The following is a 23,398-nucleotide window of genomic DNA, read 5'->3' as shown; positions in this document are numbered from 1 at the left end:
ACCGACATGCCAGCGGAGGCGGAGTTTTTCACGGCCGTAAACATTACGTCCGTCATATCAACGAGAAGCGCTCAGCGCAGAAGGATTTCCCATGAAGCTCAAAGGTTCTGTTGCTCTGGTCACCGGGGCCAATCGTGGTCTCGGTCTTGAGTTCTCCAAGCAATTACTGGAACGCGGTGCCGCGAAGATCTACGCTGCGGCGCGCAATCCAGCCTCGGTCACGCTCCCCGGCGTGGTGCCGATCCAACTGGACGTGACCAAGCCGGAAGAGGTCGCGCAAGCCGCACGTGCTTGTGGCGATGTCACCGTGTTGATCAACAACGCAGGCATCGCCCGGTTGGGGGGGCTCCTAACTGACAACTCCGACGCGCTGCTGCGCGAGCAACTGGAGACGAACCTTTTCGGCGCGCTGGACACGAGTCGCGCTTTTGCGGGCATCCTGGGGCGCAACGGCGGCGGCGCGCTGGTGAATATCCTCTCCATCGCGAGTTGGATCAATTCGCCGGCAATCGCCGCCTATAGCGTCTCGAAGGCAGCCGCCTGGTCGTTAACCAATGGATTGCGCCACGAGCTGCGGGCCCAGGGTACCCAGGTCTTGGGGTTTCATGGCGGCTTCATCGACACCGACCTCGTGCGCGATTTTGACGTTCCCAAGGCCAAGCCCGCGGACGTGGTGTGCCGCACGCTGGATGCGCTCGAAGCAGGCGAGGAAGAAGTCACCGTCGACGAACCGTCCCTCCAGGTCAAGCACGGCCTGTCGCATGGCGTCTACCTCAACGACATGGCTGCCGGCTGATTGGAGATGCCCATGCCCGGACAAACCACGGAGAGTCCCAATCTGCAGACAGTGCCGAGCAGTACGGGCCTCGACGCTCACCGATTACCAACCCAGCGTCACTTGACCGGTTCGCTGCTCTTCCTGCTGGCCGGCTTGGCCGCGCTGGGAACGTTGTCGACCAACATCATCCTGCCCGCGTTTCCAGACATGGGGAGCGCGCTCGGTGTCTCGACCAACGATCTCGGCGCCACTCTCAGCAGCTTCTTCGTCGCCTTCGCGGTAGGGCAGCTCTTTGTTGGGCCGCTGTCGGACCGCTTCGGTCGGAAATGGCTGGTGTTGGGCGGGCTTGTTGTGTTCCTGGCGGGCAGCGCGTTGTGCGCGCTGGCGACGAGCCTACCCTGGCTCGTCGTTGGCCGCGTCGTGCAGGCTCTGGGCGTCTGCGCAGCTTCCGTATTGTCACGCGCCATCGCACGTGATCTCTTCGAAGGGGAAGCGCTCGCTAAGACCCTGGCACTGATCATGGTGGCAATGGCTGCCGCGCCGGGCTTCTCGCCGCTGCTCGGTGGTGCGCTGAACAGCGTGGTCGGCTGGCGCGGTGCCTTTATGTTGGTAGGTGCGCTCGGACTCGTACTCGCGGCGCACTACATCATCAGTACCGGCGAGACGCACCCTGCTGATCGACGTGCGGCAGTCTCGATGGCCGCCATCGTGAAGGGCTATGTGCAGTTGCTGCTCGATCCCCTGTTCATCGTGCCAGCTGTATCGGTGAGCTTTGTCGTTGGCGGGCTTTACGGCTTTTTCGCGACGGCGCCAGCGATCCTGATGGACGGCCTGGGCTTCTCTTCGCTCGGGCTTGGGATGTTCTTCGCCACAACCGTGTTCGTGGTATTTGCCGCCGGCCTGCTGGCGCCGCGGCTGGCGCATCGCTGGGGTCAGAAGCCAATGGCAACGGCGGGTATCGTCATCGCGCTTGCCGGAGGCACCCTGCTGCTGGCAAGCCCGCAGACCGTCACGATGTTCAGCCTGTCGCTCACGGTCTTCCTGTTCGGCATGGGCATGGTGAACCCGCTGGGCACCGCGATCACGCTGCAACCATTCGGCCACCAGGCGGGGACGGCCTCGGCGCTGCTCGGCTTCCTCCAGATGGGTAGCGCGGCACTCACCATCAGTATCGCCAGCACGTTCGATGTGACGGCTTACACCGCGCTGGGCCTCGTCCTTGCCGGCTGCACCGCACTGTCCCTCATCGTCTTCGCCGCTGGCTTTCGTCAACGGCACTCGACCGCGCCGTAGGGCACGCGCAACCCTTACCAAGGAATCAACCATGTCTGACCCCATCGTCATCGTCGCTGCAACACGCACACCGCTTGGCCGCTTTCTTGGCGACCTGGCGCCCGCATCGGCCGCGCAGCTTGGCGCACACGTCATCCGCGCCGCCCTGGAGCGCTCTGGACTGCCGGCCAACCGCGTGGAGGAAGTCTTGATGGGCTGCGTCCTGCCCGCTGGCCAGGGGCAGGCTCCAGCCCGCCAGGCAGCGCGTGGCGCGGGCCTTCCCGATGCGACGGGTGCGACCACCATCAATAAGGTCTGCGGCTCAGGGATGAAGGCCACGATGCTGGGGCACGACCTGATTCTGGCCGGAGCCGCCGAAGTCGTCGTCTCTGGTGGCATGGAGTCGATGTCGAACGCGCCGTACTTGCTTGCACGTGCGCGCAGCGGCTACCGCGCCGGGCACGACCGAGTGTTCGACCATATGATGCTCGACGGCCTGGAAGATGCCTACGAGCCAGGCCGGGCGATGGGCGATTTCGGGGAGGCTACAGCTAAATCCTACGGCTTCACCCGCGCCGACCAGGATGCCTATGCCGTGCAGACGCTGATGCGCGCCCGCACGGCCATTGAGAACGGCGCCTTCGCCGGCGAAATTACTCCGATCACGATCGAGGCCAAGGGTGGCGCCAGAATCGTCGCGAATGATGAGCATCCGCTGAAGGTCTCGCCCGACAAGATCCCGACGCTCAAGCCCGCCTTCCGCGCCGACGGCACGATTACGGCCGCAAGCGCGTCGGCCAACGCCGATGGTGCTGCGGCGCTGGTTCTCATGCGTCGCTCGCGGGCCGAGCGGGAGTCCTTGCCGATCCTGGCCGAGATCAGGGCGCACGCCACCCACAGCCAGACGCCGGCCTGGTACACGACGGCGCCAATTCCAGCGATCCGCAAGCTGCTCGACAAGACGGGCTGGACGTTGGGTGACGTCGATCTGTTCGAGATCAACGAAGCATTCGCCGTGGTCGCCATGGCTGCGGCCAAGGAGCTCGGCATCGAGTACGAGCGCCTCAACGTCAATGGTGGCGCCTGCGCGCTCGGCCATCCCATTGGTGCGACCGGCGCCCGCTTGATCGTCACCTTGCTGCATGCTTTGCGTCGGCGCGGCCTGCACCGCGGAGTGGCGTCGCTGTGCATCGGTGGCGGCGAAGCGACAGCCATCGCCATCGAGATTCCGCGCTGAATCGGGCCCAACCACCTTGCACAGGAGGCGAAGGGGGCGTGGGAGGTTGGAGTGCGGCGAGGGCTGTCAGTGGGTAACTGAAGAGGTGGCATGGCAGCGCCGGACCAGCGCGACGCGCAATGCGGTAGCCTATCTGGCGTTCAATCGTCCGCAGGATGGGCGGGCTTAAGGGCCGCGCGGCTCAACTAGCGTGCTTTGACCACATGATCCAGCGACTGGTCGAAGAACTCGGTGCATCGATATGACCGCGTATGTCGTCTTTCCAGAACGGCATTTGCTTCCGGTATAGCCCCTTGCCGCTCGGCCAACTCAGCCAATCTCGTCTTGGGGTGGGTGGCTGGCCAATAGGGCGGCGCAACGTTCCCGCAGGAAAGCATGCAATTGGCTGATCGCGGGTGTCAGTCGTGAACGGTGGGCACAGATGAGGTGCAACGGGGCAGGCTCGCAATGCGTGTGGGGAAGCAGCTCCACCAGCCGGCCCGCCTTCAGATCGTCAATGAGGTCCAACCGCGATTTGTAGACCACACCTTCGCCGGCGACGCTCCAGCGACGCACGGCATCGGCATCATCGCTGACTCGGTTGCCCGTGACCGCCACGGTGCGATCTCCACCGGGCAATGTAAAGCGCCATCGATCATAGATCTGTTCACTCCAGACATACCGGAGGCAGTTGTGACGCCGCAGGTCGTCGAGCTTGATCGGGGTGCCGTGCCGCTCCAGGTATGCCGGTGCGGCGCACAACGCACGCCGGTTGTGACTGGCCAGAGGCAGCGCCAGAAGCGACGAGTCGGCCAACGTGCCGTAGCGGACGACGGCATCCAGCGGCTGGCGGATGAGGTCAGCAGGGCGGTCGCTCATTCTCAGGTGCAGCGACAGCCCCGGGTGCTCGTGCTGGAATTCGTCCAGCCACGGCAGCAGCACGTTGCGCCCGCAATCGGAAGGCATCGACAGCCTTAGCGGGCCGCTCAGTGCCGAGCGGCCGTCGGCCAAGGCCTGTTCGCCTTGTTCCCGCGCGTCAATCATCGCCCGCGCATGGGGCAGGTAGCGCTCGCCGGCCTCCGACAGTTGCATGCTGCGTGTGGAGCGTGTGAACAAACGGGTATCGAGCGTCCGTTCGAGCCTTTGTACAGACGCGCTAGCCACGCCGGGCGCGATGTTCAGCTGACGTGCCGCTTCCGAGAAACTGCCGGCGTCCGCAGTGCGTACAAAGATTTGAACGTCATCGAGTCGAATGATTTTCATCAAATCAAAGAAAGTGTTTAGGTTTTTAGCGGATTTATCTGGAGATTGAAGAAAGTTAGCATGAAGTCCGTCTTCCCAGTTAGCCAATGACCTTCTGGGATCCCATCATCTTCAGCTATCCCAGGAGTCCTCTCATGAAGGCCATAGGCTTACACCAAAATCATCCCGTCACGCACCCACAGGCCCTGCAAGACATTGAGGTGCCGGTGCCGGAACTGCGTGACCACGACCTGCTGGTCGAGGTCAAAGCGGTATCGGTCAACCCGGTTGACACCAAGGTTCGGCTCGGTGGCGATATTCCCGCGAATGGCGCTCGCATCCTTGGTTGGGACGCCGCCGGCATCGTCCGTGCCACCGGGCCGCTGGCTACGCGCTTTAAACAGGGTGACCGCGTGTGGTACGCCGGTGACATCACGCGTCCGGGCAGCAACAGCGAACTGCACGCTGTCGACGAACGCATCGTTGGACCGATGCCGACCTCGCTGGATTTCGCCGAAGCGGCATCGCTGCCGCTGACGGCCATTACCGCTTGGGAATTGCTGTTTGACCGCCTGCGTGTGCAGGAGGCAGACCCCACGGACAACAATGTCCTGTTGATCGTTGGCGCCGCTGGCGGCGTCGGCTCCATCCTGACGCAATTGGCGCGCACCTTGACGGGCCTGACCGTCATCGGCACAGCGTCGCGCAAAGAAACCCGCGACTGGGTATTGGCGCATGGCGCGCACCACGTGATCGATCATAGCCAGCCCTGGGCACCGCAATTGGCCGAGCTCGGTATCGAGCACGTCTCTCATGTCGCCGGTTTGACCCACAGCGCAGCCTATGTGCCACAGATCGCCGCGGTGCTGCGCCCCGAGGGTCAGTTCGCGCTCATCGACGATCCCGTGGATCTGGATATCGGACCATTCAAGGGCAAGTCCATTTCGATCCACTGGGAACTGATGTTCACGCGAGCCATGTTCTCCACCAAATCCATCGCTCGCCAACATGCCTTGCTGCGCCGGGTGGCTGATCTGGTCGATCGAGGTGATATCAAACACACCCTCACTCAGCGCATCGATGGCATGAACGCCGCGAGTCTGATCCAGGCGCATGCATTGGTCGAGGCCGGCAGCATGATCGGCAAAGTCGTGATCGTCAACTCCTGAACGCTATTGAAAAGAAGCACGCAAATGACATCGCAAATCATCAATACGGCGACGATCAGCTTGGATGCCGCTCAAGCATTGCTGGCAGAGGCGCGTCGCGCTTGTGCCGAGCGTGGATTCGCCGCGACCATCGCCATCACTGATGCAGGAGGGCATCTGCGTGTCTTTGAGCGCGCAGATACGGCCCCTTTCCTCACCGTTGGTGTGGCGACGGACAAGGCCTGGACGGCTGCCTCGTTTGGCCTGAGTACACATCAATGGAACCAGCACATGGCAGACCCCACTGTGGCCGCGCTGGCGCATCACCCACGCATGACGCCGGTCGGCGGTGGCGTACCCATCATTCACGAAGGACAGATCCTGGGCGGCATCGGTATATCCGGCGGGACTTCCACCCAAGACCACGAGGCTGCCGAGGACGCTTTGCGTCACGTCGGTTTTCTGTAACGAGGCCAGTGCCTGGCAATCCTGAATGGCGCGAATAGATACCGGGCCGTCTCTCTATCCACATGAAATAAAAATGAAGAAAACACTTTCTTGCGCGCTGTCCCTCGCGATCGTTGCGACCTCTACCCTGATCGAACATAGGATAGCCAGTTAATCTCGTTGCCGTCGAAGGACGAGGCGCTGGCCCGGGAATACAGCGTGGCCGAGCTGTCGCCGGTCTTTGACCGTTCGCCACGCTAATTACTTGAATAACCTATTACTGCAGGCCCAGGAGGCCGCTCATGTCCTTGACGTCTCGCTTTTTTTCATCATCCTTGCTCGCCTTGGCGATTGCAGCAGCAAGCCAAGCCAGCTTCGCCACCGAAGCCACGCCGTTGCCTGCAGATGCGCCGGCAGATAAATCCATTGGCCAGCTCGATCAGGTGTTCGCCTTTCATGACGCGATGCCCACCGGTATCACCGTCACCGATAACGGACGCCTCTTTGTCAATTTCCCGAAATGGGGCGACGACGTTGCATTCACGGTCGGAGAAATCCGTGAGGGTCAGGTCTTTCCTTATCCCGATGCCGCGTTCAACCGGGAGGATGCTAGCGATCCCGCCAAAGGCCTGATCAGCGTGCAAAGCGTGGTCGCCGATGGCAAGGGTCGCGTCTGGCTGCTCGATACCGCGGCCCCCGGCTTTGCGGCGCCGAAGCCAGGCGGCGCGAAACTGGTGGCAGTGGATCTGGCCAGCAACAAGGTCGTCAAAACCCTGGTGTTTCCGGCTAACGTGATGCGGACCAGCACCTATGTAAATGACATGCGCTTTGACTTTCGCGTCGGCAAAGAGGGCACTGTATACGTCACCGACTCGTCCGTCTCCGGTCCTGGTGCCATCATCGTTATGGACATCGCCAGCGGCAACGCTGTACGACGCTTGAATGGCGCCAAATCGACTTCTCCGGATCCGGATTTCATTCCTGTGGTCGAGGGGCAGCAAGCACTGGTCACCAAGGGGCCGGACGGCAAGCCGAAGACGCTGACCGTGGCATCTGACGGCATTGCGTTGTCCGCCGATGGCAAGACGCTGTACTTCAGTCCTTTGTCCAGTCGCCACCTGTACTCTGTGTCTACCGCGCTGCTGCGCGACCCGAGCGTCAGCGAGGCTCAACTGTCAGCCGCGGTGAAAGACCTGGGGGAAAAAGGAGCCTCCGACGGCCTGGAAGCCGACGCCAATGGTGCCATCTACGCCGGTGATTATGAACACAACAGCATCCGCAAACGATTTGCTGACGGACGCTGGAAGACCATCGTTCATGATCCCCGGGTCCTGTGGCCGGACACGCTGTCGATCGGGCCTGACGGTTACTTGTACTTTGTTGCCAACCAACTCCATCGTCAGGCAGGTTTCCATGATGGCGAGGATCTGCGCGATAAACCCTACAGCCTGCTGCGCGTGAAAATCGACGCCGCCCCGGCTCCAACTCACTGATACCCGAGGCCACCATGAGAAAGGGGAAGGAAGCAGCGTTTTCTGAGGGCTCGATTACGGACTCGCCCTGCATTGCTCCTGCGGCCGTTCTACTAGTGGCGACACCTTTGGCCATATCATCGAAAGGATATTGAATTGTCAGCCTATATCATTTTCACGAGAGAAGAGACGCTCGATCAAACGGCGTTGGATACTTATTCAAAGATTCCCGACAAACTACAAGGACACCCCGTCACTGTGCGAGTAGGCTATGGCGAGATTGAGGTGCTGGAGGGACCTCCAATCGAGGGTGTGGTCGTTCTTGAGTTCCCCGATACAGATGCGGCCCGTAACTGGTATCACAGCCCGGCCTACCAGGCGGCCGCACAGCACCGATTTAAAGGGGCGCGTTATCGCGGCTTCATTGTTCAGGGAATGTAGATTGAACAGGCGGCGTGAGGTGCTAAAAACTCATAACGCCTCGCCATTCCAGTCGACTGACATTGGCAGAGACGTCTGTGGGCAGCATTAACGCATTCACGCCATATCGCCACATAAGCGTGCTCCAGCCCGTTCGGGATGTTCAACCATTACCTATTCCTGAGTGCGACCGCGTCACGCGGCCGCCGTCATTCTTATCCGCGATCAGTCAGGCATGAGACGCGCCAGCTAGGTTCGGCTACCTGAAGGACGGCTGATTAGCGTTCACATTCAGGGCACACGCCACCCGGTCCAAAGGTGGCGTGTGAGGGTCCCTCTCAATTCGTCGCTTCAGCCGCTAGCAACGCCGCCAGTTCATCGGGGCGATCCAGCATGATCGAATGCCCACACGCAATGTCGTGAACAGTCCACCTGGGGTCGGATTTCAGACGAGCGTGCGTCTGTGCAAACCAATCGCCACCATTTTTTGTCGCAAAGACATAAGTGCGATTGGCTACCTGTAATGAATCGACGCCTACCTTCACGCCCTGTACAAACGTGGCCAGCGGCTGTGGCACCGACATTTTGTCAACCCAGGCGGCGTCCGCGTCATTCACATTGAATGCTGCGGCCGGAATAGGGGGGATCATTCCGGCATTCCGATTTGCCTGCGAGAGAAAGGCCAGTGCGGTTTGGTTGCCCGTGATATCGATGAGAGACTGTCCGTCGTCGGGCGCATAGGCATCCAGGTAGAAGAGCGTGCGGATACGTTCACCGATTTCATTCGCGACGCCAGTGATCACTTGTCCGCCATACGAATGACCGCATAGTATTGCGTCGGAGATATCCTCGCACCTGAATACGTTCACAATGTCTTGAATGTGCGTGTCCAGATTGATTGCCCGGTCGGCCAGGTGAGCGCGTTCTCCCAGGCCAGTCAGCGTGGGTGTGTAGACGTCGTGTCCTGCGTCACGAAGCTTGCGGGCCACCCTTGCGTACACCCAGCCGCCCTGGAAAGCCCCGTGAACTAGAACAAATTTGGCCATGATTGATTCCTGTTGTTTGCGTTAAACCTGCTGCGTGGCGCTATCCGGCGTTGCGCGCCGGGCTTTATCTCTTGCACGCCGTCCAAAGGGTGCGGACCACTGACTGATCGCGACTCCTGATACACAGATCACGGCACCCAGAATCAGCAACAGGGTGACGGGCTCGTGCCTGAAGATGACGCCAGCGGCTATCGCGAAGAAGGATTGAAGCAATGCATAGGGGGCGACGCGCGCCATTGAGAACCGGGCGATTAGCCAAAGCCATGTGACGAAGGCGACGATGCCCCCTAACAGGACCGTGAAAGCGAAAGCCAGCCATTCAGAACGTGATGCGCTTTGTAGCGCCTGCATCTGGTGGCTCTCCATGATCAGCGAAAGCCCGAGAAGCTGAAATGCCGTGAAAAAGGATATCCAGGCGAAAAGCCTCACCGGCTCGAATGGTCCGAATTTCTTGGCGAGTACGTTTCCGATCGCCAGGCCGACGGCAGAGGCAAGCACAAAGAGCATCGGAACGACCGGGATTTTCAGCCCAGGATCGACCACCGCAATTGCGACACCAAACAGGGCGATGCCGACACCGAGTATCACCCGAGCAGAGGGCTTCTCGCCCAGCATGGGCCATGCAAGCACCAAGGTAAAAGGGGTCCAAAGCTGGTTGGTAATCCCGGCAACGCCCGCTGGCGCCTCGGTCAAGCCAATGAATGCGCCCGCGAAGTTTACGCCGCCCATGAAAAGAGAAATCAGAAAGATCGGCTTTATCTCCGACTTCCGAATGCGACCCGCGAATGGGATAAGGATCGCCGCGATTACCGCAAAGCGCAGGCCGGCAAAGAGCAACGGGGGCAGCACAGTAAGGCCGGCTTTGATGACGACATACTGAGCCCCCCACAGCAGCGGAACAAGTAGCGCCGCTGCGATGTGAATTAAATTCATTTAAAAACCATTCGGTCCAAAAATAATCAAAAATGAATGCCTCGCGTCATGACCGTCAGTGATCAAGCTGCGAGGCAGCTAATAAGCGTTTGCGCGGCAGCCCGGGCTTTGTGGGGTGCGCCCTTTACCTTGCGAACGACACGCAATCCCTCGAGAAAGCAAACCACCATATAAGCCGCCGCATCTGGGCTGACATGCTCGCCCAAATGTCCTTCTTTTTGAGCACGCGACAAGGCTTTGCTTATGCGAACCCGCATTGATTCGAAAAAATGCGCAATCCGGGTCGACGTCTCCTGATCCCAAGCCGCGATTTCCATGGCCGTTGCCACCAGCAAGCAGCCGCGTTGGCCCGCAACGCCGTCGGTGCGCGCGATATAGCCGTCTACGCAGGCTTTGAGTCCCTCCAGGGCATTCACGCCCGAGGTGAGTTCGTCATCCACGCGCTGGAGTGATTGAGCGATGTAACGATCAAGGGCGAGCAAGAAAATGCCATGCTTGTCGTTGAAAGCGGCGTATAGGCTTCCTCGGGATAGCCTGGTTGCCTCCATGAGGTCCGGTAGAGATGTGCCTTGATAGCCCTTCGTCCAGAAGATCTGCATCGCCTGTTCGACAACCTGGTCGGCGTCGAACTCACGGGGGCGACCTCGCTGCCGGTCGGAGAGGGTGGTCGTATTAGCCATTTTCGAATTATAGACTTATCAGTTTAAAAATGGCAATGTAAATTGCAATCAGCGAGTACTCGATTTGCAGATCCGTCCAACAACTGCGTATCGCCGCATCAACGACATTGCGGTGATCGTGAGCTAATTCGCCAGCGCGAATGTGAGGTGATTGACCAGCGCGCGGACCTTTGTCGACGGTCTGGGGCCCGACGGAAATACAGCGAACGCCTTCAAGGGCTCAAGTTCGTAGTCGGGTAGCAACTGTACAAGCTTGCCTTCACGCCGCTCTTGTTCTGACATGATTGTGGTGACGTTGGCTATCCCCAGGCCTGCCAATGCAGCAGCCAGGACGCCTGGCGCCGCGTCAACCTTGACTTTCCCACGCAGAGTCACCACCTGCGCCGTTCCTCCTTTCAGCATCTTTAACGTGCTTTTTTCCGGGAAGCTTTGTTCGTGCAAGATCGTATCGTGGCTTGTTAATTCTGCTGGCGCTCGAGGTGTGCCTCGCTTGGCCAGGTAGGACGGCGAAGCGACTAATAATCTTTCCACGGACGCTATTTGTTTGGCACCGAAAGTTGAGTCTTCGAGGGTGCCCATCCGGATGGCCATGTCGACGCCGGCGGCTACGAGGTTCTGACGCTCATCTCGCATCGTTATTTCGACTCGCAGATCGGGATAGCGCTCCAGAAAGCTGGCTAGCGCGGGAATGATCGCCCGAGTGCCGAACACAATAGGCACCGCGAGGCGGATAGTGCCGCGCAGAGAATCGATTCCCCGAACCGCATCCTCGGCCTCCTCCAGATCGGCTACCGCTTGGCGAGCTTTATCTAGAAATGCAGCGCCTGCCTCAGTCAAGGTCACATTTCTGGTCGTGCGAAGCAGAAGCTTGACGCCCAACCGTGCTTCCAAACCCGTGATGATTCTGGAGGCGGAGGGCTGTGACAGCTCAAGCTGCTGAGCCGCGCGAGAAAAGCTCCCCGACTCGGCCACGCGCGTGAAAACCTCGATTTCAAGCCATCGGTCAGTCATTTGCTTTCCAAATAAGTGTTCTGCAATTTTAGGGCATTATTTTCTTTGAAGAATCAGTCTACGATGGCCTCCTTGCTAACAGCCTGCTCCATGCGACAACCCCGTCACATGGCACGACTGGGGCGTCTCGAGCCCGCCGCTGGCCCTCGCTTTCTATCGAGGAGGGGGAGGGAAGCCCCAATTGCAGCGCTGATCACCCCCCTGCATCTACATGAGAGAGCAACTATGACCATTAAAATCTACGGCGACCCGGGCTCGGGTAGCCTTCGTCGTGTAACGACTGCTGCAAAGATCATGGGCGTCGACATCCAACGGATGAATGTCGATTTGTTCAAGGGCGAAAGTCATACCCCTGAATTTTTGCAGCTGAATCCGCACGGACTGACTCCCGTGCTTCAGGATGGCGATACGGTTATCTGGGAAGCCTCTGCCATTAATCTTTATCTCGCCGAAAAAGCGAACTCCGACCTGCTTGGCCGCACTCATACAGAACGGTGGGAAGTGCTGCAATGGATGTTCTGGTCCGGTGAGCAATGGCGGGTCTTTTCAACCCTGCTCTTTAACGAATGGGCGGGCGCGACGCTCATGGGCAAGCCTCGGACCGATGCCATCGTGGATTTGCTTACGACGAACATCCGCAATGCCGCCGCTGTCCTGAATGCACACCTAGAGAAACGAAGCTTCATTGTCGGCGATGCGTTGACCCTTGCCGATATCGACATCGCTGCGCCATTCTCGCAGTACAAGCGAACTGGAGCGCCGTTCGACGAGTTCCCCAACCTCATTGCCTGGCAGGAGCGGCTATTGCAAACCGTGCCGGCGTGGGCCGCTACGAGGGATGAAGTTGAGCAACGCATGACAGGTGTACTTAACGCCGTGGGCTGAAGCATGTGCTGTAAAAATTGAGGGCCCGTCGAGAAACTCTGGGACCACCGAGGGTGGAGTTAGTCGACGCCCTATGGAGCAAAAAAGCCGCTCTGCGATGCAGTGGCGGCTTTTTCTATTGCTGGTGCCCGGGGGCCGGGATTGAACTGGCACGCCTTGTGGGGGATTTTGAGTTGGCGGTTTACAGTGTTTGTACAGGGGAATGAGGCGAAGTCAATGAAAAGTATCGGCCTCCCCGGCGACATCCAAGGCCTGTACATCTTCGTGAATGACGATAGCGACCGATCTCCCTTTCATTCCGCAACCTTAATAACGACCTTGCCAAACGGGCCACGTGCCAGATGTGCATATGCCTGACACGCCTCGCCGAACGAGTAAACCTGGTCAATAACCGGCGTGATGCCGTGCTGGTTCAGGAACACATTCATGCGTTCGAACGAAGCTCTGTGCCCCACCGCGATACCCCGTATCGTCGTTTGGCGAAACAGTAGGGGTATGACATCCAAGGTAGCTTGTAGGCCGCTCAGGAAGCCGATTTGAGCAATGAGGCCACCGGCTTTCGTTGCCGCTACAGACTGATTCAGGCCATTTCCGCCTGCGACGTCAAGGAGCAGATCAACGCCCTTGCCATCAGTCAGTTCGAGAACGGCTTTATCCCAGTCGGGTCGCTGTCTGTAGTTGATACCCTCATGAGCGCCAAGAAGCTTAATCTTCGCCAAGTTTTCATCACGACTCGATGTAGCGATGACGCGTGCACCAAGCGCGGCGGCAATTTGCGCGGCAAAAATGGACACACCGCCTGTGCCCTGGAGCAGTACTGTTTGGTCAGGCTGAAGCTTGCCAAACTCCATCAGAGAGAACCAAGCGGTCAGCGCAGCGATCGGAAGGGTAGATGCTTCGACATCGGACATACTGTCTGGCGCTCGCACAGCACTTTCTTCATGGATGATCATGTACTCCGCAAGTCCGCCGGGTAGAGGCGCACCAAAACAGTAGTCTGGTTCATTGGGACCGGGAGCACCGTCAATCCATCGGGAATACAGGGTCGAGTTGACACGGTCGCCTACCTTAAAGCGACTCACGCCCGTGCCTGTGGCGACAACCGTACCGGCGGCGTCGCTGACGGGAATCAAGGGTTTGGGAATCATGGCCGGCTCGTAGAGTCCATCGACAATAGCCTTATCGCGGTAGTTCAGCGATACGGCACCGACTTTAACTAGTAATTCACCGGCCGAAGGTACCGGAGTCGGGACGTCGTCGAGTTGTAGATTTTCGAGACCAAAGTCTTTGAGGAGCCAAGCCTTCATGTTGTGCCTATCAGAGTGCGAGAAAAGGGGATGTTCCGAGATGGATAGATCCCGGCGAAGATCATCATTCTCCACATCAAGGGCGTCGCAATAAATACCAAATTTCAAGCCAAACTGTTGCCTGGAAGAGAAACAATAAATTGAGACTGGTTCGCCTGCGGCCTCGGTAAGGTTGCCAAGTTCCACGATGCGAGTGCAGAGCTGTAAAGCATCAAAACGGTCCACAACAGCCGTATTGTTGATGATTTTTGAATTAGTAAGCCAATTTCGCCCTGTTTAATCATGGTGGGTCAAGTGTCATTATGGTTCGACGCTCTCACCCGCCTCCTTGAGGGAAATCATCATGAATATCAGTACCTCCGCTTCAGCACCATCGATCGTTCGAACTGCCATTGTTACCGGGGCATCCAGAGGCATAGGTCGCTCCATTTCTCTACGCCTGGCCGCCGATGGTTTCAAGATCGTCGTCAATTATTCGGGTAATGCCGCCAAGGCAGAGGAGGTTGTCGCTGCTATCCATGCCGCAGGGGGGCAGGCTATCGCCGCGCAGGCGGATGTATCCAAAGCTGAAGATGTGCAGCGGCTTTTTGCCACGGCGCTTGAAACCTTCGGAACCATTGGCGCGGTCGTACACAGCGCCGGAATAATGCCGTTGGCGCCGATTGCTCCTGAAAGCATCGAAGCTTTCGACCGCACCATTTCTACTAACTTGCGGGGCGCATTCTTGGTACTAGGTCATGCCGCTCAGCACTTGCAGGCCGGTGGGCGCATCGTTGCCGTGTCGACAAGCGTGATCGCCAAATCCTTTCCCAACTACGGGGCCTACATCGCATCCAAGGCGGGGGTAGAAGGCCTTGTGCGTGTGTTGGCAAACGAACTTCGTGGCCGGAGCATCACAGTCAATGCAGTTGCGCCGGGGCCGGTTGCGACTGAGTTGTTTATGGAAGGCAAGACCGAAGAACAGATCGCGCAGATGACAAAAATGGTGCCTCTCGAGCGTTTGGGGCAACCCGACGATATCGCCCGCGTGGTGTCGTTTCTCTTAAGTGCGGATGGCGATTGGGTCAATGCCCAGGTCGTGCGCGCTAACGGCGGCTTCGCCTAAGTAGACGCATTTTTTCACTTTGTTGGAGAAAACGATGAGTCAGACCATATTGATCACCGGAGCATCAAGCGGCTTCGGCGCGCTTAGCGCGAGAGCACTCGCATTGGCGGGCCATACCGTCTATGCGGGGATGCGCGAAACGCTCGGAAGAAACGCGCCACAAGTCGAGGCGTCGCTGAACTATGCCGCCACGCACCAGGTGAAGCTGCATGCGATTGAACTGGACGTGCAATCAGAAACATCCGTGCAGGCTGCCGTGGATCAAGTCATCGCGGCCCAAGGGCGGATCGATGTGCTGATCCACAATGCCGGGCACATGGTGTTCGGGCCTGCAGAAGCATTTACCCCCGAACAATTTGCCTATCTCTATGACGTCAACGTGCTGGGCACTCAGCGTGTGAACCGCGCTGCACTACCCCATCTACGCAAGCAGGGCCAAGGATTGGTGCTGTGGGTCGGTAGTAGCAGCCACAACGGTGGTACTCCCCCTTACTTGGCACCGTATTTCGCTGCCAAGGCCGCGATGGATGCCGTGGCTGTCAGTTATGCCGGCGAATTGGCCCGCTGGGGCATCGAAACCTCCATTATGGTGCCGGGCGCCTTCACGAAAGGCACCAATCATTTCGCACATAGCGGCCGCCCTGCTGACACGGCGCGTGAGCGGGAGTACTCGGAAGGCGCTTACGCAGGCTTTGAGCAGGAAATCCTGACGGGATTGGCCAATTGCGAGCCCGCGGATGCCGACGTTTCCATGGTGGCGCAGGCCATCGTTAATATCGTCGGATGTCCATACGGCCACCGCCCATTCCGTGTTCATGTAGATCCGTCTGACGACGGGTGCGAAGTGGTGGATAGGGTTGCAGGCCGCATTCGCGCGGAATTCCTGCGCCGCATCAACCTGGCCGATCTCTTGTCGCCCCGTCAAGTCTCATCTTCCGCCGGAGGCGTCCATGGTGCATAAGTTCGGATCGACACATTTGAAAGTGGTGGTTGGCGAGGCGTAGATCGCAAACTCAAGATTTCAATATGAATTCTGCAAAATTCAACTCGCGACTATTCAGGCTAGCCGCGATTTTCTGGACGGTAGCCTCCATGGCGTCTGCAGGCGCCCAAACGGCGCCACGCAACGCACCGATGGACTTTCAAGGGCGTGTGCTCGTCTCCATATCGGATGCGGATATGCTAGCTTCGGCCTACGTAGACGGCGTGCTCGGCCCGCGTGAGGGGCGCGACGCGATTTCCGTGATTCCGCTGACCGAGGGTGATCGCGTAATCGACGTGCGCACCTTGCGCGCCTACGAGACCGAGGTTAGCAACTCGGTTGCCGGTGCCCCAAGCGCTGTAGCCATCTCGCCAGATGGCCGCTATGCCTTCGTTGTCGAGACTTTCAAGCAAGCTGAACAGCAAGCACAACGCTTTTCCGATTTGCCGGCGGGCATGACGCTTACGTTAGTTGATATCGCTAATCCCAAAACGCCGCGTGTGCTTGAGAAGCTTGAGGTGGGCAAGCGCTTGGAAACGGTGGAGATCAATCCCGCAGGCGACATGCTGGCAGTGGGATTGCATCCGCGTGACGGGCGCGGCGTGGCATTTATCCCGTTTCGTGAAGGACGCTTCGGCACTCCGAGTTATCAGCTTCTACCAGGTGTCGACAAGGACACGCGCATCACGCACGTAAGCTGGCATCCTTCCGGACGTTTCATCGCCGCGGCGCTAAGCGATGCCGGCCGCATTGCATTTGCGCGAGTGCAGCGCCAGGGCGATGAAATCAGTCTGCAACCCTGGGGTGGGTCCGTGCAGGTAGGTAAGTATCCTTTCAAGATCGTGTGGACCCCGGGCGGAAAATATGTGCTGGCCAATAACTTGCAATGGGGGCCGGATGTTGGTGGCTTCTGGACCGAGGCGCCGCGCGGCAGCGTAGCAAGCATACGGTTCGCCGACAAGTCAGCGACGGACCTGCAGGGTCGTACAGTCGTGCAGCATGCACTAGTTGGCGTCGCCGAGACCGGTGTCTCGCCGGAAGGCCTGACAATCAGTCCCGACGGCCAGCTCGTGGTGACCACCAATCTTGAGCGCAGCTTCCTACCCTATGACGATTCCAGGATAACCTGGCATGCTTCGCTCTCTCTGCTGCGTTTCGATTTGGCCAGCGGACAATTGCAGCATGTTGCCGACTACCCATTTGATGGCATTCTTCCGGAGTCAGCAGTGTTCGATAACTCTAGCCGTTACCTAGCTGTAGCGAATTTCGATCACTTCGACGATAACCGGGCAGGTGGTAGCATCGATTTCTGGCGTGTCGATCGCGATCCACTCAATCCACATCCCCTGCTTGTGCGCACGGTGCATAACGTGCCGGTGACGCGCGGGCCGCACTCCATCGTCCTGGCGCGCTAAATCATCGGGGGGCATGCTGAAAGGACTCAGTCGTTAGATAAGCACTATAGTGACTAGAGCACTGAGTATTGCGGCATTGCGGACGCTGCAGCGTCCGCCGCGACCGAAGCTCGTCAATGCGCCTCCGTCTTGAGCCCTGCGAATCTGAAACCGAATCGCATCCTCCTTATCAGAGTCGATTATTGAGCTAGCCATCGCCTTGGGACCGACTAGCCTTTTTTACGGAAGACTGTGGCAGTGCGATAGCAGTTGGCCATTGCCCATCCTCGACCAGTCGCTGTGCTTGGGATATCACCATCGTAAGCAGATGCTGTGCAGCATTGGAAAGCGTACGTTCGCGCGAGTAAGCCACAATCCACGAGATAGTCAAACCTTTTACTGGTGCTGCAGAGATCTGTTTAGCGCGCAGGAGATCGTGTACGGCACAGTAGGGCAACACGGCACACCCAAGACCCTCCGCGACAAGGTCGAGCATCAAAGCAGACATGTCGACTTCCATACATACTTTAATATCCACGCCGGCTTTCGCCGCAGCTTTTTCGATGAGCTTGCGCAGACTATTAGGGTAAGAGGTCAGTATCAGGGGAGAGCGACATAGTGTGCGCATATCTACAGGGCGATCCAGACTCAAGCCCGCATTCGTAGGCATGATGGCCAGTAGCTTCTCAGTCAATAACGGCGTGCAATGGAATTGGCTAAAAGGTTCCTCAGTGGAAAAAATCGCAATATCTGTCTTACCGGAGGCGACGCTGTCGCGAATGTCGCGCGAGGAACCTTCATGGATGCGCAGAAGCACTTTGGGAAACGCACTGGCATAACGAGCGGCCATCCGCTTTGTGAGCATGCCACGCAGGCTAGATGGCACTCCTATAGTCACTGTGCCGGTAGGCTCTAATGCCTGCGAGCTCATGTCCTCCTTGATGGCCGTAATGTCCTTCATCACGGCAAACGCTCGCTGCCTCAACATCTGGCCGGCCTCGGTGAGCGCCATGCCGCGGGCTTTACGCTCAAAAAGCGAAACCTGCAATTCGTCTTCGAGCAGTTGTATCTGCCTCGACAGGGCCGGTTGCGAAATCCAGACCTTGGTAGCTGCGCGGCTGACGTTAAGTGTCTCAGCGACCGCGAGAAAGTACTGGAGCTGGCGTAGGTCCATTAGATGTTTCCGATAAAAAATGGCCGTTCAAGGAGCCCGGTTGAACCATAACCTAATTACATAATTAATGTCATGAATATGTATTTTATATATTACTAAGCCGTTCTTGACGATAAGCTAGCCATTAGCTCGCGCTGAGTCGCACGCTGGCGAAGGTACTCGATCCATAAGCGCCCCATGGCTTTGGGGAGCAGTTCGCCTCAAGCAGGCAAGAAGGTGGGTTAGCATTTTTTTGACATAAATGTCAAAAAAATGATCCACTACTCTCGCTGCCTGGTGCAGCACCGCAATGGAGCGAATGGAGTACTTATATGGCTGGAGTGCGTCAGTTTGATGAGAGCGAAGCCTTTGACAAGGCGTTGGCCTTGTTCTGGAGACAGGGATACGCTCGTACGACGATGCAGGAGTTAGCACAAGAGACCGGTGTTCAACGGGGGTCGCTATATCACGCATATGGCGACAAAGAAGCGTTGTTCCTGAAGGTTTTCGAGGTGTACCGCGATCGCTACGTCGGTCAAATGCGTGAGGCGTTGAATCATTCCGACCTGGAAACGGCAGTTCGGGATTTCTTTAACTTTGCGATTAGCTCCATGACGACCGGCAATCCCAGCCGAGGGTGCCTGAGCACCAAAACCGCGGTGGGAACCGAAGACATGAATCAGTCCGTGCGCGCCGTGATTGAAGAAATGTTAAATGAGATCGAGCGCGCACTCCATGAACGTTTCACTCGTGCGGACGCTAAAAGCAGGCTGACGACATCGCCGCGCAAAGCGGCTCGAATGATCGTCGCCATGACGCGAGGGCTGGTCGTACTCGAGCGGGTTTACCAGGACGAGAAGCGCCTGCGCGAGATGGCAGACCTTGTGATCGGGTTGCTGATGCTACCCGGACGCAACGGATCGCCCTAACTGGCGCATATATCCAGAAGCCCACCATGTAGAAAGCAGATTTGCTTCTGACTGCGCAAGCCAGCGCTTCGGGTCGAGCAAAGAGATCTGCCGAGATGACGCCGAGCCGGAAATCCAATCGGCGCCGCTGGCCCTCTCGCTCGCTGAGCTTGCGAGTCGCGGTAACCGCTAGCGTTTGGCGCATTCCCTCATATCTAAAGATGCGGCAGATGCCGATCAGCATCAACTCGACCTGCATCAAAAGCATGCTTTTAAAACATCAATGCAATGCGAAATATGTATTTTACATATCGATGTCTGATTCTTAAAGTTTCATTGTCGAATGAGTGTACGACCCGCAGTTAACGCTACTTTTGGATGAGACTATGAAGCAGAATAATTTGCCGCCTACTAAAACGCTTTCTCCTGCCGAGATGGAAAAGTTTGTTGCCCGATTTAGTGCTTTGCGGCCACAGAGCGAGTTTTATTCCAAGGATCAGGGCATTCCTGACGCGGCATATCAGGCGGTGACCGCACGCACGCTCTACACCTTAATGGCACCGTCTCAAAAGGCCGGTCCTATGTCTGCGCGGCCAATCATCGAAGCTACGGAGAATCTCTCCGTCATCATCGCCGAATGTCCCCCTGGCGATAAGCCAATGCTGCATGCGCATTTCCACACTGTGGAGCATTTCTTTTGCCTCCAAGGACAATTCCGTATTCGGTGGGGCGACGAGGGCGAGCATGAGATCGTGCTCAACCCGTTTGACATGATCCGCGTGCCTAAAGCGGTATGCAGAGACTTCACCAACATTGGCGACGAGACTGCCTATCTGTTGGTGTTGATCACAGGCAAGAATGAGTCGGACTATAACGACATTGGGTTCGCTCCCAGTGAGTCAGAGAAGTTCAAAGACGAGTTCGGCGAGGAAATCGTTGGGAAGATGGAAACGATTGGGTTCAGCTTTCTCAAAAACTAAGCGCCGTTCGACTGAATTACGTCCTTGCCGCCCTTGAATCCGTTCGATTACGAGCGCCAGACATGTGACTGCACGGATCGACCGGGCAGAGACCCCACCGACCCCTGTACCTCGACTACGCGGTGCCCACTTACTAGAACAAAGGAGATTGATCATGGCATGGGACATTGGTGATTTACTCATCAGACGCGTAATTACTGGAGTCAGTCGATCCGATAGCGTAGTGCCGATTACATCAGCGTTGCCAACGTTTCACGTCACCGAACTTTGGAAAACCGACTCGACGCCGGCAAGCCTTTCGCAGGAGGACGATTTGTGCGCAGGGCCGCTTGAGTTGGAGCCACCTCCATGCGGCACGTTGCTACGGTATTTGGAGTTTCCTCCCGACAGCGTCTGGCAAGGGAAAGTGGTGGGAAGTGAGGTATTCGGTGCAATGGGAGACTCAGGGAGGGCCGCGATTGATACGGACGCGCAACGTCATGAATTGATGCACCAGACGCATACGCTCGACTACATCATTGTGCTCGAAGGCGAGATCGTGGCAATCCTAGACGACTCGGAGACTGTGCTCCAGGCTGGCGATGTGTTGATTCAGCGTGGTACACGACACGCATGGAGCGTGCGGGGAAACGAAAAGTGCCGGATGGTTGCCGTGCTGATTGATGCACGAAAGCCTGAGCTTTAAGAATGGGAACAACGCGCTCAATAGCGAATGCGCTTGTTGAATCGTTCACAGTACACTAGGTAAAAAATGAAAGCTGCCGTCTATCGTAAGTTTGGTGCCGCGCATGAGGTGTTTGCCATTGAGCAGTTCGCACCAGTCAAACCTGCTGCTGGTGAGCTACTGATCGCCGTCAAGGCATCGGGAGTCAATCCATCAGACGTCAAGAATCGTGCGGGCGTGGTCATGAACACCATGCCTTATGAGTTTATCGTGCCGCATAGTGATGGCGCTGGGATCGTTAGCGAGGTGGGCGAGGGCGTCGATAAGAGTTGGCTCGGCAAACGCGTGTGGGTTTGGAATGCGCAGTTCCGTAGGCAACTTGGCACTGCGGCTCAATTTGTCACGTTGCCCGTTGGCCAAGTTGCCGAGTTACCTTCGCGCTCGCACTTCGCAATGGGTGCGTCGCTCGGCATTCCCGCGATGACTGCTTACCGCGCCGTGACTTGTGGCACCCCCATCGCAGACGCCAATGTCCTTGTCAATGGCGCGAGCGGCAACGTCGGTAGACTCGCAGTCCAGATGGCCAAATTGTTGGGAGCGAAGCGCGTGATCGGTCTAGTCGGTGATCCGCAGCGTGCACAGCATGTACATGAGGCGGGCGCTGATCATGTGATTGGCTATAGGGATGATGACCGTGAGAAGCAGATCGAAGCACTGGTAGGCCCACGCGGTATAGATCGGATCATCGAGGTTGAATGGGGAAGCAATTTCGAGTTCGACTTGAGTGTGATCCGGCCGGAAGGAGAAATCTATGTATATGGTTCTGCTGGTCAGATGAAGCCTGCTATCAGCATCCAGCAATTGATGCTCACTGGCGTGACAATGCATTTCCGCTCGGTCTACCTCCTTCCCGAGAGCGTACGCCAGGAGGCTGCTCAACGCATCAACATTTGGCTAGGGAAAGGCTTGTTGAATGTGCCTGTGGTGGACACTTTTAGTCTGGAGGAAATCGCTGAAGCCCACCGCGCGGTCGAACAGCGCCGGGTGCACGGCCATGTTGTCCTGCAGATCGATTGATCGATCTGCGCTCTTCCAAAAGGCGTGGACGTCATTACGCACGTTCCGCGCTGCGCGACCTGCCGGGACCGGCGCTGTAGGCGAACTGCTAACAACAGTCTTGAATACGGTATTCATGACGAACCTCCTCGTGAGTGTTGGGGGCGAAATGGCTTATAGGTATTCTGCTCGTTCATTCAAGACTATTGGTGATATAAAACTTAGCAGGGCGATAATATCGCGACCGCTGCCGTGCTAATTGCGTTCATTTCCGTCGCAGTTTCCGTCGGCAGTATCGGAGGCTTCATGGAATTACTTCAGACAATGCAGATCTTTGCCACACTGGCGGAGCTAGGCAGCTTTACCAAAACTGCTGACGCAGCGCAAATTGGCCGGCCCCAGGTCACGCACGCAATTCAGGATCTGGAAGCAGCGCTAGGCGTGAGATTGGTTCAGCGCACGACTCGAAAGGTGAATCTCACGGCCGAGGGCGAAGTCTTTTATGAGCGCGTCACCGAGATTCTCGGCAATATTTCTGAAGCTACATCACTCTTTTCCACCAACGGCGAGAACGCCCGAGGGCGCTTGCGAGTCGATCTGCCAGTCGCCCTGGCTCAGCCGCGCTTCATGGCAAGCCTGCGTGAATTCAAGCGGGCTTACCCCGATATCTCGCTGGTTCTGGGCGTAACTGATCGGACGCTCGACTTGGTCGCCGAGGGTGTCGATTGCGTGGTACGGATCGGAGAGTTGCCAAACTCAAGCATGATCGGCCGCCGCATAGGCACGGCGGCCATGGTCACGTGTGCCGCGCCGGACTACCTGCGCGAGTATGGCCATCCCGAGAGCCTTGAGGATCTATCTCGGCACCATGGAGTGAATTACTTTTCGGGAAACGCACGTAAGTCGATGGATTGGCGTTTCTTGATTGATGGCGAAGAGAAAATTTTCAACCTTCGCTCAGGGATTCTGGTGAACGATTCGAACGCATATGTAGAAGCTGGATTAGCCGGCTTTGGCATTATGCAAGCGCTCGGTATTAGCGTTGATCACCACCTTATGAGCGGTTCGTTGGTAGAGGTTTTGCCACAATGCCGACCGCGTTCACGCCCTGTGTCGGTGTTGTACCCGAGTAAAGTCCATCTGGCACCTCAGGTGCGCGTGTTTATTGATTGGGTCGCAGAACACTTTCCACAGTTGCATGGCGATTGGTTCGAGGCCTAAACCTAAAAATTCTCCAATCGTTAGGCACCAATGAACTAGACCATGGAATGTTGCGTCGGGAGGGAACAATCTATTGCC

23 protein-coding genes are annotated in these 23,398 nt (G+C 57.6%); 16 read left to right on the top strand and 7 right to left on the bottom strand.

The genetic code is table 11. From position 1 onward, the window contains the following. Nucleotides 1–91: 91 nt before the first annotated feature. From ACYVIT_RS20610 to ACYVIT_RS20600, 3 genes are read left to right on the top strand one after another with little or no spacing between them, the layout of a single operon-like run. Entirely contained in the window at nt 92–796 is a 705-nt protein-coding gene (locus ACYVIT_RS20610; RefSeq protein ID WP_415804340.1) for an SDR family oxidoreductase, read from the top strand. Between the two features lie 12 nt (nt 797–808). Beyond that, entirely contained in the window at nt 809–2,071 is a 1,263-nt protein-coding gene (locus tag ACYVIT_RS20605) for a multidrug effflux MFS transporter (protein WP_460478285.1), read from the top strand. 31 nt (nt 2,072–2,102) lie between these two features. Beyond that, complete coding sequence (locus tag ACYVIT_RS20600; RefSeq protein WP_415804338.1) at nt 2,103–3,287, top strand: acetyl-CoA C-acyltransferase; 1,185 nt, start codon at nt 2,103–2,105, stop codon at nt 3,285–3,287. A gap of 309 nt (nt 3,288–3,596) precedes the next feature. Here the strand turns inward: ACYVIT_RS20600 and ACYVIT_RS20595 are convergent, their stop codons facing one another. Next, the gene (locus ACYVIT_RS20595) at nt 3,597–4,523 is read right to left on the bottom strand and encodes a LysR family transcriptional regulator (protein WP_415804823.1); all 927 of its coding nucleotides are present in this window, start codon (nt 4,521–4,523) and stop codon (nt 3,597–3,599) included. A gap of 140 nt (nt 4,524–4,663) precedes the next feature. On the opposite strand from ACYVIT_RS20595, the gene ACYVIT_RS20590 reads away from it, so the two are divergent. The 4 genes from ACYVIT_RS20590 to ACYVIT_RS20575 all read left to right on the top strand — a co-directional run bounded on the left by ACYVIT_RS20590 (nt 4,664) and on the right by ACYVIT_RS20575 (nt 8,016). Continuing rightward, nucleotides 4,664–5,677 (top strand): zinc-binding alcohol dehydrogenase family protein, encoded by a 1,014-nt coding sequence (locus ACYVIT_RS20590; protein ID WP_415804337.1) that lies wholly within the window; start codon nt 4,664–4,666, stop codon nt 5,675–5,677. Nucleotides 5,678–5,701: 24 nt separating this feature from the next. Further along, entirely contained in the window at nt 5,702–6,124 is a 423-nt protein-coding gene (locus tag ACYVIT_RS20585; RefSeq protein WP_415804336.1) for a GlcG/HbpS family heme-binding protein, read from the top strand. 281 nt (nt 6,125–6,405) lie between these two features. Then, on the top strand, nt 6,406–7,596 hold the full coding sequence (locus ACYVIT_RS20580; protein WP_415804335.1) for an L-dopachrome tautomerase-related protein: 1,191 nt from the start codon (nt 6,406–6,408) through the stop codon (nt 7,594–7,596). A gap of 135 nt (nt 7,597–7,731) precedes the next feature. Beyond that, nucleotides 7,732–8,016: a DUF1330 domain-containing protein gene (locus ACYVIT_RS20575; RefSeq protein ID WP_415804334.1), complete on the top strand. Its 285-nt coding sequence runs from the start codon at nt 7,732–7,734 to the stop codon at nt 8,014–8,016. 317 nt (nt 8,017–8,333) lie between these two features. On the opposite strand, the gene ACYVIT_RS20570 is transcribed toward ACYVIT_RS20575, so the two are convergent. The 4 genes from ACYVIT_RS20570 to ACYVIT_RS20555 form a co-directional block, all read right to left on the bottom strand. After that, nucleotides 8,334–9,041, bottom strand: coding sequence for an alpha/beta fold hydrolase (locus ACYVIT_RS20570; RefSeq protein WP_415804333.1), 708 nt, complete (start codon nt 9,039–9,041; stop codon nt 8,334–8,336). Between the two features lie 21 nt (nt 9,042–9,062). Continuing rightward, entirely contained in the window at nt 9,063–9,974 is a 912-nt protein-coding gene (locus ACYVIT_RS20565) for a DMT family transporter (protein WP_415804332.1), read from the bottom strand. Nucleotides 9,975–10,036: 62 nt separating this feature from the next. After that, the gene (locus tag ACYVIT_RS20560; protein WP_415804331.1) at nt 10,037–10,654 is read right to left on the bottom strand and encodes a TetR/AcrR family transcriptional regulator; all 618 of its coding nucleotides are present in this window, start codon (nt 10,652–10,654) and stop codon (nt 10,037–10,039) included. Nucleotides 10,655–10,777: 123 nt separating this feature from the next. Then, nucleotides 10,778–11,665 (bottom strand): LysR family transcriptional regulator, encoded by an 888-nt coding sequence (locus ACYVIT_RS20555; RefSeq protein WP_415804330.1) that lies wholly within the window; start codon nt 11,663–11,665, stop codon nt 10,778–10,780. Between the two features lie 225 nt (nt 11,666–11,890). Here ACYVIT_RS20555 and ACYVIT_RS20550 point away from each other — a divergent pair, with 225 nt between their 5' ends. Next, on the top strand, nt 11,891–12,550 hold the full coding sequence (locus tag ACYVIT_RS20550; protein ID WP_415804329.1) for a glutathione S-transferase family protein: 660 nt from the start codon (nt 11,891–11,893) through the stop codon (nt 12,548–12,550). A gap of 293 nt (nt 12,551–12,843) precedes the next feature. On the opposite strand, the gene ACYVIT_RS20545 is transcribed toward ACYVIT_RS20550, so the two are convergent. Further along, nucleotides 12,844–14,082 (bottom strand): zinc-dependent alcohol dehydrogenase family protein, encoded by a 1,239-nt coding sequence (locus tag ACYVIT_RS20545; protein ID WP_415804328.1) that lies wholly within the window; start codon nt 14,080–14,082, stop codon nt 12,844–12,846. A gap of 118 nt (nt 14,083–14,200) precedes the next feature. Between ACYVIT_RS20545 and ACYVIT_RS20540 the strand changes: the two genes are divergently transcribed. The 3 genes from ACYVIT_RS20540 (at nt 14,201) to ACYVIT_RS20530 (ending at nt 17,359) form a co-directional block, all read left to right on the top strand. Next, nucleotides 14,201–14,962, top strand: a complete 762-nt coding sequence (locus ACYVIT_RS20540; protein WP_415804327.1) for an SDR family oxidoreductase — start codon at nt 14,201–14,203, stop codon at nt 14,960–14,962. Between the two features lie 34 nt (nt 14,963–14,996). Further along, entirely contained in the window at nt 14,997–15,923 is a 927-nt protein-coding gene (locus ACYVIT_RS20535; RefSeq protein WP_415804326.1) for an SDR family oxidoreductase, read from the top strand. A gap of 65 nt (nt 15,924–15,988) precedes the next feature. Next, entirely contained in the window at nt 15,989–17,359 is a 1,371-nt protein-coding gene (locus ACYVIT_RS20530; protein ID WP_415804325.1) for a lactonase family protein, read from the top strand. A 187-nt stretch (nt 17,360–17,546) separates the two neighbouring features. Here the strand turns inward: ACYVIT_RS20530 and ACYVIT_RS20525 are convergent, their stop codons facing one another. Further along, nucleotides 17,547–18,512: a LysR family transcriptional regulator gene (locus ACYVIT_RS20525; RefSeq protein WP_415804324.1), complete on the bottom strand. Its 966-nt coding sequence runs from the start codon at nt 18,510–18,512 to the stop codon at nt 17,547–17,549. Between the two features lie 311 nt (nt 18,513–18,823). Between ACYVIT_RS20525 and ACYVIT_RS20520 the strand changes: the two genes are divergently transcribed. The 5 genes from ACYVIT_RS20520 to ACYVIT_RS20500 all read left to right on the top strand — a co-directional run bounded on the left by ACYVIT_RS20520 (nt 18,824) and on the right by ACYVIT_RS20500 (nt 23,320). Next, on the top strand, nt 18,824–19,420 hold the full coding sequence (locus tag ACYVIT_RS20520; protein WP_415804323.1) for a TetR/AcrR family transcriptional regulator: 597 nt from the start codon (nt 18,824–18,826) through the stop codon (nt 19,418–19,420). A 365-nt stretch (nt 19,421–19,785) separates the two neighbouring features. Further along, on the top strand, nt 19,786–20,379 hold the full coding sequence (locus tag ACYVIT_RS20515; protein ID WP_415804322.1) for a cupin domain-containing protein: 594 nt from the start codon (nt 19,786–19,788) through the stop codon (nt 20,377–20,379). A gap of 154 nt (nt 20,380–20,533) precedes the next feature. Next, nucleotides 20,534–21,064, top strand: a complete 531-nt coding sequence (locus ACYVIT_RS20510; RefSeq protein ID WP_415804321.1) for a cupin domain-containing protein — start codon at nt 20,534–20,536, stop codon at nt 21,062–21,064. A 66-nt stretch (nt 21,065–21,130) separates the two neighbouring features. Then, nucleotides 21,131–22,120 carry an NADPH:quinone reductase gene (locus ACYVIT_RS20505; RefSeq protein ID WP_415804320.1) on the top strand — a complete coding sequence of 330 codons (990 nt, stop codon included), beginning with the start codon at nt 21,131–21,133 and terminating at the stop codon, nt 22,118–22,120. A 285-nt stretch (nt 22,121–22,405) separates the two neighbouring features. Then, nucleotides 22,406–23,320 (top strand): LysR family transcriptional regulator, encoded by a 915-nt coding sequence (locus tag ACYVIT_RS20500; protein WP_415804319.1) that lies wholly within the window; start codon nt 22,406–22,408, stop codon nt 23,318–23,320. The last annotated feature ends 78 nt before the right edge of the window (nt 23,321–23,398 follow it).

This window comes from Bordetella muralis (genome assembly GCF_054781015.1).
Note: the sequence above shows the minus strand (reverse complement) of the source record. Positions and strands in the feature narration are given on the sequence as shown.